The organism is Williamsia sp. M5A3_1d (assembly GCF_053345315.1).
Genome location: NZ_JBKEZX010000004.1, coordinates 419,057 through 432,415, shown reverse-complemented (window position 1 = coordinate 432,415; position 13,359 = coordinate 419,057). Strand labels below are relative to the sequence as shown.

Here is a 13,359-nt window from a genome sequence, read left to right as displayed (position 1 = left end):
CCGGTGACGGCAGCCACCGACACCGGCTGGACCAACCCGCTCCGGGACTCGCGCGACAAGCGCCTGCCCCGGATCGCGGGTCCCTGCAGCCTGGTCATCTTCGGTGTGACCGGCGACCTGGCCAAGCGCAAGCTCATGCCCGCGGTCTACGACCTCGCCAACCGGGGTCTGCTGCCACCGAGCTTCGCGCTCGTCGGGTTCGCCCGCCGCGACTGGGACGACCAGGACTTCGGTCAGGTGGTCCACGACGCCGTCCGCGACCACTCCCGCACACCGTTCCGTGAGGACGTGTGGGAGCGGTTGTCGGAGGGATTCCGCTTCGTGCAGGGATCCTTCGACGACGACGCCGCCTTCGATCAGCTGGCCGCGACCCTCGCCGATCTGGATTCTCGACGCGGTACCGACGGCAACCACGCGTTCTACCTGTCGGTGCCGCCGAAGGCGTTCCCGACGGTGTGCGAGCAGTTGCAGCGGTCGGGACTGGCCCAGCAGACCGGCGACAACTGGCGGCGAGTGGTCATCGAGAAGCCGTTCGGCCACGATCTCGCGAGCGCCAAGGAGCTCAACGCGGTCGTCAACGGGGTCTTCCCCGAGGACTCGGTGTTCCGCATCGACCACTATCTGGGCAAGGAGACCGTCCAGAACATCCTGGCGTTGCGGTTCGCGAATCAGCTGTTCGATCCGCTGTGGAGCTCGCACTACGTCGACCACGTCCAGATCACCATGGCCGAGGACATCGGCCTCGGCGGTCGCGCCGGCTACTACGACGGCATCGGCGCCGCGCGCGACGTGATCCAGAACCACCTGCTGCAGTTGTTGGCGCTCGTGGCCATGGAGGAGCCGGTCTCCTTCGAGCCGCGGGAGCTGCAGGCGGAGAAGATCAAGGTGCTCTCGGCGACCCGCAACATCCTGCCGCTGGAACTGAACACCGCGCGAGGCCAGTACGGCCCGGGATGGCAGGGCAGCCAATCGGTACCCGGCCTGGTCGACGAGGAGGGCTTCGCGGCCGACTCGATCACCGAGACGTTCGCGGCCATCGCGGTCGAGGTCGACAGTCGCCGGTGGGCGGGTGTGCCGTTCTACCTGCGCACCGGGAAACGCCTGGGCCGCCGGGTCACCGAGATCGCCCTGGTGTTCAAGAAGGCGCCGCACCTGCCGTTCGACAAGACCATGACCGAGGAACTCGGCGAGAATGCCCTGGTGATCCGGGTGCAGCCCGACGAGGGCATCACGCTGCGCTTCGGATCGAAGGTGCCGGGATCGAGCATGCAGGTGCGTGACGTCAACATGGACTTCAGCTACGGCCAGGCGTTCACCGAGTCCTCCCCCGAGGCCTACGAGCGGCTCATCCTCGACGTGTTGCTCGGCGAGCCGTCGCTGTTCCCCGTCAACGCCGAGGTGGAGTTGTCGTGGAAGATCCTCGACCCGGTGCTGCAGGCGTGGGCCGCGCAGGGCACCCCCGACACCTACGAGTCGGGCATGTGGGGGCCGCGGTCGGCCGAGGACATGATGACCCGGGTGGGGCGCGTGTGGCGTCGGCCCTAGAGGTGTCGAACCCGGAGCTCTCGCGATCTTCTCCCACGAAGGAACACTGCCGATGATTCTCGACCTGCCCGCGACGACGACCGAGAAGGTCAGCAAGAAACTCGTGAAGATGCGCGAGTCCGGTGGCGCGGTCACCCTCGGCCGGGTGCTCACCCTGGTGGTGTGCGCCGACGAGGGTGAACCGACCGAGGGTGCGATCGAGGCCGCCAACGACGCCAGCCGGGAGCATCCGTGCCGCGTGATCGTGGTGTCGCTCGGAAACCGCGCTGCCGCAGCACGTCTCGACGCCCAGATCCGCGTCGGCGGTGACGCGGGCGCCTCGGAGGTGGTGGTGTTGCGTCTCTACGGCGACCTCGCCGAGCACGCCGAGAGCGTTGTGGTGCCGTTCCTCCTGCCCGACACCCCGGTGGTCACCTGGTGGCCCGGGGAGGCGCCGAGCGAGCCCGCCACCGACCCGGTGGGACGTCTGGGCACCCGCCGCATCACCGACGCGGCCAAGGCCACCGACCCCGACACGATCCTCGCCGAGCGGCTCGCCGGTTACGCACCCGGCGACTCCGACCTCGCGTGGGCGCAGATCACCTACTGGCGGGCCATCCTCACCGCCGCCCTCGACCGACCCCCGCACGAGCCGGTCGAGCGTGTCGTGGTGAGCGGGCCCGACCGGTCGCCGTCGATCGACCTGCTCGCCGGGTGGTTGCGCGCGCAGCTCGGCGTGGACACCCTGCGGCACGTCGGCAGCTTCGAGGTCCGCCTCGAGCGGACGACCGGGCCGCTGGTCCTCGCCGTCGACGGCAACAACAACGCCGTCCTGTCGAACCCCGGCAAACCCGACGGCCGCGTCGCGATGAGCACGCGCGGCGTGCGCGACTGCATCGCCGAGGAACTCCGCCGACTCGATCCCGACGAGGTGTACCACCTGGCGCTGCAGGGCGCCGCGCAGATCCGCCGCGAGCCCTCAGGTGCGGCAGAAGGGGTGTCGGCATGACATCGTTCGAGGTCCCGGTTCCCGAGGTCGTCGTGTCCGACGACAAGGTCGCGCTCATCGAGGCCGCGGGTATCCGGCTCGTGCAGACCCTGGTGATCGCGCAGCGTGAGCGTGGCTCGGCGTCGCTGGTCCTCACCGGCGGCAGCAACGGCGTCGCGATCGCGGAGTGGTTGCGCGACAACGCCGCGACGGCGGCCGACGAGCCACTGGACTGGGCGCGACTCGACCTGTGGTTTGGCGATGAGCGATTCGTCGCCGACAGCGACGACGAGCGCAATCACAAGCAGCTGTCGGAGGCTCTCCTCGACCACGTCGGCGTCGATCGCTCGCGGGTGTTCGTGATGGCACCGTCGGACGGCGAGTTCGGCGACGACATCGAGGCCGCGGCCGACCAGTACCGGCAATGGCTCACCGACGCCGGTCACGGTGCGGCGAGCCCCACCTTCGACGTCCACCTGCTGGGCATGGGCGGCGAGGGCCACATCAACTCGCTGTTCCCGCACACCCCCGCTCTCGCCGAGCGCACCGACACCGTGGTGTCGGTGCTCGACTCTCCCAAGCCGCCTCCGCGACGGATCACACTGACCGTGCCGGTGGTGTGTCGCTCCCGCGAGGTCTGGTTCCTCGTCGCCGGCGAGGACAAGGCGCAGGCGGCCGCCGCCGGGGTGACCGGCGGCGATCCTGCGCAGTGGCCCTGCGCGGCCGTGCACGGCAGCGAGGCGACCGTGTGGTTCCTCGACTCCCCCGCCGCCGCGTCGCTCGATCCCGACGCCGCCCACCCCCTGTGAGGGCGTAGATGGCGCGTTCGCCACGTCTGTCGGTCGAGGACTGGGTCAACGCGGCGTTCGACCTGCTCGTCGCCGACGGCGTGGCCGGGGTGAAGATCTCGCGCCTGTGCGAGCAGCTCGGTGTCACCAAGGGCAGTTTCTACTGGCATTTCACCGACATCGACGGACTCATGGTGGCCGTCGCGCGCCGCTGGCAGGAGCTGCAGGCCGCGAACATGGCGCGGGTCACCGAGCTGGGGTCGCTCCCGCCGGCGAAACGCATCGAGGCCATGGCCCGGACCCTCTTCGACGAACGTGTCCGCGCGGTCGAGGTCGCGATGCGTGAATGGGCGCGCACCGACGACGCGGTCGCCGAGACCGTTCGCACGATGGACCGACTCGTCGTGACCATGGTCCGCGACGCACTCGTCGAGTCGGGATTCGACCGACGCACCGCCGAGGTCCGCGCTGCGGCACTGCTGTTCGCCGGGATCGGGTTCCTGCACCACCGCGACGCACTCGGGCCGTTCGACGCCGACGGACTCCACGAGGTGTTCGCCGTCTTCACCGCCCGCTGAGCCGCGAGCCGCTCACCCGCTGTTGCGCAGCGCGGTGGCGAGCCCGTTCATGGTGAGCTGGATCCCGCGACGGACCTGCGGCGAGTCGTCGCCCGCACGGAATCGGCGCAGGAGTTCGAGCTGCAGCAGGTTGAGCGGCTCGAGATACGGGAACCGGTTGAACACCGAGCGGGCCAGCGCCGGGTTGTCGGCCAGCAGATCGTCGGATTCGGTGATCGCGAAGTACATCTCGGTGGTGGTGCGGTGTTCGGCGACGATCATGCCGAACACCCGGGCCCGCAGGTCCTCGTCGCTCACCAGATGCGAATACCGTTCGGCCAATCCGAGATCGGACTTCGCGAGCACCTGCGCCATGTTCGACATCACCGTGCGGAAGAACGGCCACTGGCGGTAGTAGCCGCGCAGCGTCGCGAGGCGGTCGGGGTCGTCGCCGATCCATTCCTTGAAGGCTGTACCCGTGCCGTACCACCCGGGCAGCATCACCCGACACTGTGTCCACGACAGCACCCACGGGATCGCGCGCAGGTCGGTGATCTTCTCGGTCTGCTTGCGCGACGCCGGGCGGCTGCCGATGTTGAGTGCCCCGATCTCCGACAGCGGCGTGGAACTGGTGAAGTACTCCACGAAACCGGGGGTGTCGTGGACGAGTGCGCCGTAGGCCGACCGTGCGCGGGCGGCGAGGTCGTCGAGGATCTCGTAGGCGCCGTCGGCGGCGTCGCCGAGGCCCTCGGTGTCGAGCAGGGTCGACTCTATGGTCGCGGCGAGCAGCGTCTCGAGGTTGCGGCGCGCCAGCACCGGCTCGGCGTACTTGGCCGCGATCACCTCACCCTGCTCGGTGATCCGCAGCGATCCCTGTACCGCGCCCGGGGGTTGGGCGAGGATGGCGTCGTAGCTGGGGCCACCACCGCGGCCGACGGTCCCGCCGCGTCCGTGGAACAGGCGCAACCGGATACCGGACTTCTCGGCGGCCTCCACCAGGTCGAGTTCGGCACGGTAGAGCGCCCAGTTCGCGGCGAGGTAACCGCCGTCCTTGTTCGAGTCGGAGTACCCCAGCATGATCTCCTGGATGTCCCCCTGAGCGGCGACGAGATCGCGGTACAGCGGCACATCGAGCACGGCGAGCAGTGTCGATGCGCCCTGCTGAAGATCCTCGATGGTCTCGAACAGCGGCACCACGCGTACCGAACACCGCGGGCCCTGCTCGGATGACCCCGGGTCGAACAGCCCGGCCTCCTTGAGCATGATCATCGCCTCCAGCATGTCGCTGACCGAGGTGCACATGCTGATGATGTAGTTCGGGACCGCCTCGGGGCCGTAGTCGGCGACGGCCTTCGCACCCGCGGTGACGATGGCGAGTTCTTTCGCGGCCAGCTCGCCGAGTTCGGCTCCGGGACGGACCAGCGGGCGTCGGTCGGACAGCTCGCGGGTGAGCAGTTCGACCCGCGCGGGCTCGTCGAGTGCGGCGTAGTCGTCGTGGACCCCGGCCCACGCCAACAGCTCGGCGACGACCTCCTCGTGGATGTCGGAGTTCTGTCGCATGTCGAGGCCGGACAGATGGAACCCGAAGGTGCGCACCGCCTCCCGGAGGGTGAGCAGTCGGTCGTCGGCCAGCGCGGAGTCGCGGTTGTCGCGCAGGGAGGCGTCGATGACGTCGAGATCGGCGAGCAGATCGGGCGCCGCCGCGTACGGCTCTGCGGCGGTGTCGACGAAGGCGTCGGCCAGCGGGGCGACGTCGTCGCCGAACCGGAGCCGGGCGGTCGCGAGGAGGCGGGAACGGATGTGCCGTAGCGCGAGGCGGTACGGCTCGTCGGTCGCGACGTCGCCCTCGTCCCCGCCGCCCAGCTCGATCACCGCGTCGCTGACCGTCACCAGACGTGACGACATGCTGAGCTCCTGGGCGAGGATCGTCAGCTGCTCGAGGTGATGGGTGAGCGCGGTCTGGGCGGCGCGACCGGTCGCCATCGCCACGATGCGGTCGGTGACGAAGGGGTTGCCGTCGCGGTCGCCGCCGATCCAGGAGCCCATCCGCAGGATCGGGTCGTCGCCGAGACCGGCCTCGGGGTACCGGGCGCGCAGTTCGGCCCGCAACGAGGCGTTGATCGCGGGGATCACCTCGAAGAACGCTGCGTCGTAGTAGCGCAGGCCCACCTCGATCTCGTCCTCGATGCGCAGGCGCTCGAGGCGGATGAGGGCCGTCTGCCACAGCGTGAGGATCTGTCGCCGCAGGCCGGCGACCACCTCGTCGTCCTCGGCCGGCGTCAGCTCGGTGCGCCCGCGGAAGCGCATGAGGTCGGTGATGCGCCGCTGGGTCTCGAACACGGTCCGGCGTCGTGTCTCGGTCGGGTGGGCGGTGATGACGGGGACCACCACCGCGTCGGCCAGGGCCGCACCCACCGTGGCGTCGTCGAGGCCGGCGGCGTCGAGTTTGGCGTGGGTGGCCGCGAGGCTGCTGGCCACCGGCGGATCGCCGGCCCGGACGTGGATGGCGCGTCGCCGCTCGCGGTGGATATCCTCGGCGAGATTCGCCAACAGCGCGAAATGACTGAAGGCCCGGATGACCGGGATGGCCTCGGACACGTCGACGCCCGAGAGCGTGTCGGCGAGTTCCCCGCGGTCGATCTCGGACCGGCGGACACGGAACGATTCGACGCGGGCGCGTTCGACCAGGTCGAAGATGTCGGTGCCCGCGTGTTCGCGGACGATGTCGCCCAGCAGTCCACCGAGCAGCCGGATGTCCTCACGAAGAGGCTCGGTGGCCGCACGACCGGTGGCGGTGGAGGTGACCCGGGCGTCCGACGGGGCGGTGAGGGTGTCGGAGGGGGTGGTCGGCTCGGGACCGCTTGGTGCCGTGGACTGTTCCGTCATCCTGGACTGTTCCGTCATCGCACCAGTATCGCGCCTGGAGCGTGCGACGGCAGTCCGAGCGTCGGGCGGAGGCTCAGGAGAGCTTGATGTCCAGCCCGATGCCGAGGATGAAGATGAACCAGATGATGCCGACGAAGATGGTCAGGCGGTCGAGGTTGCGCTCGACGACGCTCGATCCGGACAGGCTCGACTGGACGCCGCCGCCGAAGAGTGACGACAGGCCGCCACCCTTGCCGCGGTGCAGCAGCACGAGGACCACCATGAGAACACTGGTGATCACCAATCCGATGTCCAAGACGAGCTTCACTGCCGAGGGTCCTTTGGTCGTCACGCGAGAACGGCGGATGCCGCGAACGCAATGGGAGTCTACGTGGTGATCGGCCCCGATCAGGGCAGGGGCCCACCGGCGGCGATCGCCGACAGGGTCGCGAACTCGTCGGACTTCAGTGATGCCCCGCCCACGAGGGCGCCGTCGACATCGGTCTGTCCGACGATCTCGCCAACGTTCTTCGAGCTCACCGATCCTCCGTAGAGGACCCGCACCGATGCCGCGACCTCGGCGTCGGCGAGTTCGGCCAGCGTCGCCCGGATCGCCGCACAGACCTCCTGCGCGTCGGCCGCGCTCGCCACCCGTCCGGTGCCGATGGCCCACACCGGCTCGTACGCGATGACGACCTTGAAGATCTGTTCGGCGGTCAACCCGGCCAACGACCCCTTCAGCTGGTCGACGTTGTACGAGACGTGGTCGCCCGCCTCGCGGACCTCGAGTCCCTCGCCGATGCAGACGATCGGCGTGAGGCCGTGGCGCAGCGCGGCGGTGGCCTTGCCGAGGACGACCTCGTCGGTCTCGGCGTGCAGGGTGCGTCGCTCCGAGTGTCCGACGACGACGTAGGTGCATCCGAGCTTGGCGAGGAACGCGCCGCTGATCTCGCCGGTGTAGGCGCCCGAGTCGTGTTCGGAGAGATCCTGTGCACCGTAGGTCAGCAGGAGCTTGTCGCCGTCGATGACGGTCTGCACGCTGCGGATGTCGGTGAACGGCGGGATGACGGTGACGTCGACCTTGTCGAAGTACTTCGCGGGCAGGGCGAACGCGATCTTCTGCACCAGGGCGATCGCCTCGAGGTGGTTGAGATTGCACTTCCAGTTGCCGGCGATGAGCGGCTTGCGGGTGGCCACGATGGGGTCAGTCCTCCAGAACTTTCAGCCCCGGCAGCTCTTTGCCTTCGAGGTATTCCAGCGATGCCCCACCGCCGGTCGAGATGTGCGAGAACGCGTCGTCGGACAGTCCGAGGTGACGCACCGCGGCGGCCGAGTCGCCGCCGCCGACCACGCTGAACGCACCGTCGGCGGTGGCCGCGGCGATGGCCTCGGCCACACCGCGCGTGCCCGCGGCGAACTTGTCGAACTCGAACACCCCCGAGGGGCCGTTCCAGAAGATCGTCTGGGCGCCCGAGAGCACCGCGGCGAAGCGCTTGACCGACTCCGGCCCGATGTCGAGACCCATCCACCCGTCCGGGATGTCCTGCACGGCAACCGTCTTGGCCTCGGCGTCCGCCGAGAACGAATCTCCGATGACCACGTCGACGGGCAGGTGGATCACGTCGCCGAACCTCTCGAGAAGGTCCTTGCACACCCCGACCTGGTCGTCCTGCAGGAGCGAGTTGCCGACCGTCAGCCCCTGGGCCACCAGGAAGGTGAACGCCATGCCGCCGCCGATGACGAGCGTGTCGACCTTCGGCGCGAGCGCCTCGATGACGCCGAGCTTGTCCGACACCTTCGACCCGCCCAGCACGACGGCGTAGGGGCGGGACACCTCGGCGGTGAGCTTCTCGAGCACCTTCACCTCGGACTCCACCAGCCCACCGGCGTAGTGCGGCAACAGCTTCGCGACGTCGTACACCGAGGCCTGCTCGCGATGGACGACGCCGAAACCGTCGGAGACGAACGCGCCGTCGTCACCGACGAGTTCGACGAGCGCCCTGGCCAGCTTCTCGCGTTCCGCGGGATCCTTCGATGTCTCGCGCGGATCGAACCGGATGTTCTCCAGCAGCAGCACGTCGCCGTCGGTGAGACCCTCCGCGCGTGCCAGCGCGTCGGTACCCACCACGTCGGAGGCGAGCTGGACGTTGCGGCCCAGCTCCTCCCCCAGCCGCTGCGCGACCGGTGCGAGGGAGAACGTCGGGTCGGGCTCACCCTTCGGGCGGCCGAGGTGGGCGGTCACGATCACCGACGCACCGGCGTCGGCGAGCTTCGCGATCGTCGGCGCCGAGGCGACGATGCGCCCCGGGTCGGTGATGGTCGAGCCGTCGAGCGGGACGTTGAGGTCCGACCGCACCAGCACGGTGCGCCCGGACACCCCGGAGTCGAGCAGGTCTTTCAGTGATGCGAGTGCCATGAGGTGCGGGCCGACCCTTACAGGGACTTGCCGACGAGACCGATGAGGTCCACGAGGCGGTTGGAGTAACCCCACTCGTTGTCGTACCAGGAGACGACCTTGGCCTGGTCGTCGATGACCTTGGTGAGGCCGGCGTCGAACAGCGAGCTGTGCGGGTCGGTGACGATGTCCGACGACACGATCGGCGCGTCGTAGTACTTGAGGATCCCCTTGAGCGGTCCCTCGGCGGCGGCCTTCATGGCGGCGTTGATCTCGTCGGCCGTCGCGGCCGTGCGCAGGTGCGCGGTGAGGTCGGTGACCGAGCCGGTCGGGATCGGCACGCGCAGGGCGTAGCCGTCGAGCTTGCCCTTGAGCTCCGGGAGGACGAGGCCGATGGCCTTGGCGGCACCGGTCGAGGTGGGCACGACGTTGATCGCGGCGGCGCGGGCGCGGCGCAGATCGGCGTGCGGGCCGTCCTGCAGGTTCTGGTCCTGGGTGTAGGCGTGGATCGTGGTCATGAGGCCCTTGACGATGCCGAACTCGTCGTTGAGGACCTTGGCGATCGGGCCGAGGCAGTTCGTGGTGCACGAGGCGTTGGAGATGATGTTCTGGCTGCCGTCGTACTTGTCGTCGTTCACGCCGAGGACGATGGTGATGTCCTCGTCGGACGCGGGCGCGGAGATGATGACCTTCTTGGCGCCGGCATCGAGGTGGCCCTGCGCCTTGTCGCGCTTGGTGAAGATGCCGGTCGACTCGACGACGACGTCGACGCCGAGGTCACCCCACGGCAGGGCCGCGGGGCCCTCCTTGACCGACAGGCTCTTCAGCTTCGCGTCACCGATGACGATGGTGTCATCGCCCTCGAGCGACACGTCGGCGTCGAGGCGGCCGAGGATCGAGTCGAACTTCAGCAGGTGCGCCAGGGTGGCGTTGTCGGTCAGGTCGTTGACGGCGACGATCTCGATGTCGGTGGTGCCCAGCGCTTTCTGCGCTTCGACGGCACGGAAGAAGTTGCGGCCGATGCGGCCGAATCCGTTGACGCCTACCCGAACGGTCACTATGTGCTCCTTGCTTGTGGAGATGGAGTCGATCACTACGGTGACCCAAGCCTAAACGGAGCCCACTCTCGCGGCGCCGCCAGGCCGGATCGTCACGCCTCGTCGAGCAGTTCCGACGTCACCGCCGACTCGGTGTCGGGGATGCCGTCGGTTCGGGCCTTTTTGTCGGCCATCGAGAGCAGTCGGCGGATGCGACCGGCGACCGCGTCCTTCGTCATCGGCGGATCGGCGAGCTGGCCGAGTTCCTCCAGTGAGGCCTGGCGGTGTTGCACCCGCAGTCGTCCGGCGTTGAGCAGGTGATCGGGGACGGTGTCGCCGAGGATGTCGAGGGCCCGCTCCACACGGGCGGCCGCGGCGACCGCGGCGCGCGCCGACCGACGGAGGTTCGCGTCATCGAAGTTCGCGAGCCGGTTCGCCGTGGCGCGGACCTCGCGCCGCATCCGGCGTTCCTCCCACGTGAGCCGGGTGTCCTGTGCGCCCATCCGGGTGAGCAGTGCGCCGATGGCCTCGCCGTCGCGGATGACGACACGGTCGGCCCCGCGGACCTCACGGGCCTTCGCGGCCACACCCAGCCGACGGGCTGCGCCGACGAGCGCCAGAGCGGCCTCGGGTCCCGGGCAGCTGACCTCCAGCGCCGACGAGCGGCCGGGTTCGGTGAGCGATCCGTGGGCGAGGAACGCGCCTCGCCAGGCCGCCTCGGCGTCGGCGACACCACCGCCGACGACCTGGGCGGGCAGACCACGCACCGGGCGACCGCGCATGTCGAGCAGCCCGGTCTGTCGGGCGAGTGCCTCGCCGTCCTTGGTGACGCGGACGATGTAGCGGGCGCTCTTGCGCAGTCCGCCGCTGCGCAGGACGTGGACCTCGGAGTTGTAGCCGTACAGATCGAAGATCTCCTTGCGGAGTCGCCGGGCGACGTTGCCGAGATCGACCTCGGCCTCCACCACCACGCGGCCGGCCACGATGTGGAGTCCGCCGGCGAAGCGCAGCAACGCAGACACCTCGGCCCTGCGACAGCTGGTCTGCGTGACCACCAATCGACTCAGCTCGTCCTTGACGGCTGCTGTCATCGCCACCGGTTGTCGTCCTCCTGCCGGGGTGATCCCCAGATGTCTCGCGTCGGGCCGCCGTGCGCGCCGCGACGGCGTCGTGCGGTTGCCGGTCTCGTGTCGTGGGCGACGCACCGGCGATGACTCACCGTCGATGAGTCACTCGGGGCCCCCGCGTGTCCGGACGGGTGCGCGGACCCGTCTATCGCCCCGACAGCCTAGCCATCTGCCGAACCTGCGCACAGCGTATGCACCATGGCTGCCAATTTCTCCGGATCGTGTACATGGGTCCCGTCGCGCGCGAGATCCCCGATGCGCAGCTGCGCGCCGAAACGTGCCGCCGCGCGTTCGACGTGGTCGCGTTCGCGACCCGCGGGCGCGGAGCCGACATCGACGATCACATCGTCGATGCGCAGATCCGAGGCGTGCGCATGTAATACGTGCAGGTGACGTTCCACCGAGAAACCACTGGTCTCACCGAGTTCGGGTGCGAGGTTCACGAACAGCATCCGGCGTGCGTCGGTGGTCTTCAAGGCCTGCAACTGATCAGGGACGAGGACGTGTGGGATCACGCTGGAGAACCACGAACCGGGGCCCAGGACGACGAGATCGGCTGCGGCGATGGCATCGGTGGCCTGCGAGCACGCCGGCGGGTCCGCAGGGAGGAGCCGCACCCGCCGTACCTTGCCCGGCGTCGTCGCGACCGCGACCTGCCCGGTGATGCTGCGACTGATCCGCGGATCGACCTCCAGTCCTGACACGTCGGCCTCGATGCTCAGCGGGACCGTCGACATCGGCAGCACCCGGCCGGTGACCCCGAACAGGTCTCTCATGGCGTCGAGCGCGGCCACCGGGTCGCCGAGCACCTCGGTGAGACCGGCGAGCACCAGGTTGCCGACGGGATGTCCCGCGAGTGCTCCTCGACCGCCGAATCGATGCTGTAACAACGTGACCCACAGATCCGGGTCGTTCGTCGTGGCACCGTCACCCGGATGCGCACCGTCGGCGGCAAGGAGTGCGGCGAACGCCATCCGGAGATCGCCCGGTGGGATCACCGACAACTCCGACCGCAGGCGACCCGAGGATCCGCCGTCGTCGGCGACCGTCACCACCGCGGTGACATCGGTGCTGATGCGACGCATGGCGGTCAGAGTGGCGAACAGCCCGTGCCCGCCGCCCAGGGCGACCACGCGGCCGACGTCGACGCTCGCCGTCATTCGCGACCCAGGTCCCGATGGGCAACGCGCGCATCGAACGCACCGTTCTCGGCGGCCGCGGAACCGTTCTCACCACGCTCCGACGCCGACGACAGTCGGCGACACATCTCGTGGGACATCGCGACGCTGCGATGCTTCCCGCCGGTACAACCGATGGCGACGGTCATGTATCGCTTGCCCTCACGCTGATACCCGCGGGCGGTCAGGCGGATGACCTGTTCGAGTGCGGCGAGGTAGTCGTCGGCGCCGTCCTGCCGCAGGACGTACTGCGACACGGGCGCATCGAGTCCGTTGAGCTCGCGCAACTCCGGGACCCAGTACGGGTTCGGGAGGAAGCGGACGTCGGCGACGAGATCGGCGTCGATCGGGAGGCCGTACTTGAAACCGAAGGACTGCAGCGTGATCCGTACGTCGGTCGCGCTGGGTTGAGCGAAGGCGTTGTCGACGATCTCGCGCAGAGCGGTGACCGACAGGGTGGAGGTGTCGACCACGAGGTCGGCGGATTCGGCGACGGCGCGCAACACCGATCGTTCCCGACCGATGGCCTCGATCAGGGTCCCACTGTCCTGCAACGGATGTCGACGCCGTACCTGCTCGAACCGGCGGACGAGGGCGGCGTCGTCGGCGTCGAGGAACAGCAGACGCGGACGATGCCCGGCCGCGGCGAGCTCGCCGCGCAACTCGGCGACCTCGGTGGCGAATCGTGCTGCGCCGGCGCGCATCACCATCGCCAACCGCGTGAGAGCGGGGTCGTCGGAGCGGGCGACCGACACCATGTCCGCGATGAGGGAGGCGGGCACGTTGTCGGCGACGTACCAGCCGAGGTCCTCGAGGAGTTTCGCTACCGTGCCCCGACCGGCACCGGACATTCCGGTGACCAACAACACGTCCATCTCGGCCCCGTGACCCGCCGAGGCG

12 protein-coding genes are annotated in these 13,359 nt (G+C 69.2%); 4 read left to right on the top strand and 8 right to left on the bottom strand.

What is annotated here, in order from left to right; all coding sequences use genetic code 11:
* Positions 1-3 precede the first annotated feature (3 nt).
* Genes zwf through ACLBW1_RS18905 form a run of 4 tightly spaced genes read left to right on the top strand, consistent with a single transcriptional unit; the run spans position 4 to position 3,878 of the window.
* Entirely contained in the window at positions 4-1,545 is a 1,542-nt protein-coding gene (gene zwf, locus ACLBW1_RS18920; RefSeq protein WP_447813333.1) for a glucose-6-phosphate dehydrogenase, read from the top strand.
* A gap of 52 nt (positions 1,546-1,597) precedes the next feature.
* Positions 1,598-2,533 (top strand): glucose-6-phosphate dehydrogenase assembly protein OpcA, encoded by a 936-nt coding sequence (locus ACLBW1_RS18915; RefSeq protein WP_447813332.1) that lies wholly within the window; start codon positions 1,598-1,600, stop codon positions 2,531-2,533.
* Positions 2,530-3,321: a 6-phosphogluconolactonase gene (gene pgl / locus ACLBW1_RS18910; protein ID WP_447813331.1), complete on the top strand. Its 792-nt coding sequence runs from the start codon at positions 2,530-2,532 to the stop codon at positions 3,319-3,321. Before ACLBW1_RS18915 ends, pgl begins: the two co-directional genes overlap by 4 nt.
* A gap of 8 nt (positions 3,322-3,329) precedes the next feature.
* Positions 3,330-3,878: a TetR/AcrR family transcriptional regulator gene (locus ACLBW1_RS18905; protein ID WP_447813330.1), complete on the top strand. Its 549-nt coding sequence runs from the start codon at positions 3,330-3,332 to the stop codon at positions 3,876-3,878.
* A gap of 12 nt (positions 3,879-3,890) precedes the next feature.
* Here ACLBW1_RS18905 and ppc read toward each other — a convergent pair whose 3' ends face one another.
* From ppc to rapZ, 8 genes are all read right to left on the bottom strand, one after another.
* Positions 3,891-6,743, bottom strand: coding sequence for a phosphoenolpyruvate carboxylase (ppc, locus tag ACLBW1_RS18900; protein WP_447813329.1), 2,853 nt, complete (start codon positions 6,741-6,743; stop codon positions 3,891-3,893).
* A 73-nt stretch (positions 6,744-6,816) separates the two neighbouring features.
* Positions 6,817-7,050, bottom strand: a complete 234-nt coding sequence (secG, locus tag ACLBW1_RS18895; RefSeq protein ID WP_045822693.1) for a preprotein translocase subunit SecG — start codon at positions 7,048-7,050, stop codon at positions 6,817-6,819.
* A gap of 80 nt (positions 7,051-7,130) precedes the next feature.
* On the bottom strand, positions 7,131-7,919 hold the full coding sequence (gene tpiA / locus ACLBW1_RS18890) for a triose-phosphate isomerase (RefSeq protein ID WP_447813328.1): 789 nt from the start codon (positions 7,917-7,919) through the stop codon (positions 7,131-7,133).
* 7 nt (positions 7,920-7,926) lie between these two features.
* The gene (locus ACLBW1_RS18885) at positions 7,927-9,138 is read right to left on the bottom strand and encodes a phosphoglycerate kinase (protein WP_447813327.1); all 1,212 of its coding nucleotides are present in this window, start codon (positions 9,136-9,138) and stop codon (positions 7,927-7,929) included.
* Positions 9,139-9,155: 17 nt separating this feature from the next.
* The gene (gap, locus tag ACLBW1_RS18880) at positions 9,156-10,175 is read right to left on the bottom strand and encodes a type I glyceraldehyde-3-phosphate dehydrogenase (protein WP_447813326.1); all 1,020 of its coding nucleotides are present in this window, start codon (positions 10,173-10,175) and stop codon (positions 9,156-9,158) included.
* Between the two features lie 92 nt (positions 10,176-10,267).
* Positions 10,268-11,245: a DNA-binding protein WhiA gene (gene whiA, locus ACLBW1_RS18875; protein ID WP_200932760.1), complete on the bottom strand. Its 978-nt coding sequence runs from the start codon at positions 11,243-11,245 to the stop codon at positions 10,268-10,270.
* Positions 11,246-11,442: 197 nt separating this feature from the next.
* A complete protein-coding gene (locus ACLBW1_RS18870; protein WP_447813325.1) occupies positions 11,443-12,441 on the bottom strand; it encodes a gluconeogenesis factor YvcK family protein in 999 nt (332 codons plus the stop codon).
* A complete protein-coding gene (gene rapZ / locus ACLBW1_RS18865) occupies positions 12,438-13,334 on the bottom strand; it encodes an RNase adapter RapZ (protein WP_447813622.1) in 897 nt (298 codons plus the stop codon). Before rapZ ends, ACLBW1_RS18870 begins: the two co-directional genes overlap by 4 nt.
* Positions 13,335-13,359 lie beyond the last annotated feature (25 nt).

Excerpts from the sequence above, each read along its gene's own strand:
- whiA (WP_200932760.1), bottom strand. The coding sequence starts at position 11,245 with ATGACAGCAGCCGTCAAGGACGAGCTGAGTCGATTGGTGGTCACGCAG.
- ppc (WP_447813329.1), bottom strand. The coding sequence starts at position 6,743 with ATGACGGAACAGTCCACGGCACCAAGCGGTCCCGAGCCGACCACCCCC.
- ACLBW1_RS18885 (WP_447813327.1), bottom strand. The coding sequence starts at position 9,138 with ATGGCACTCGCATCACTGAAAGACCTGCTCGACTCCGGGGTGTCCGGG.
- pgl (WP_447813331.1), top strand. The coding sequence starts at position 2,530 with ATGACATCGTTCGAGGTCCCGGTTCCCGAGGTCGTCGTGTCCGACGAC.
- ACLBW1_RS18905 (WP_447813330.1), top strand. The coding sequence starts at position 3,330 with ATGGCGCGTTCGCCACGTCTGTCGGTCGAGGACTGGGTCAACGCGGCG.
- ACLBW1_RS18870 (WP_447813325.1), bottom strand. The coding sequence starts at position 12,441 with ATGACGGCGAGCGTCGACGTCGGCCGCGTGGTCGCCCTGGGCGGCGGG.
- rapZ (WP_447813622.1), bottom strand. The coding sequence starts at position 13,334 with ATGGACGTGTTGTTGGTCACCGGAATGTCCGGTGCCGGTCGGGGCACG.
- ACLBW1_RS18915 (WP_447813332.1), top strand. The coding sequence starts at position 1,598 with ATGATTCTCGACCTGCCCGCGACGACGACCGAGAAGGTCAGCAAGAAA.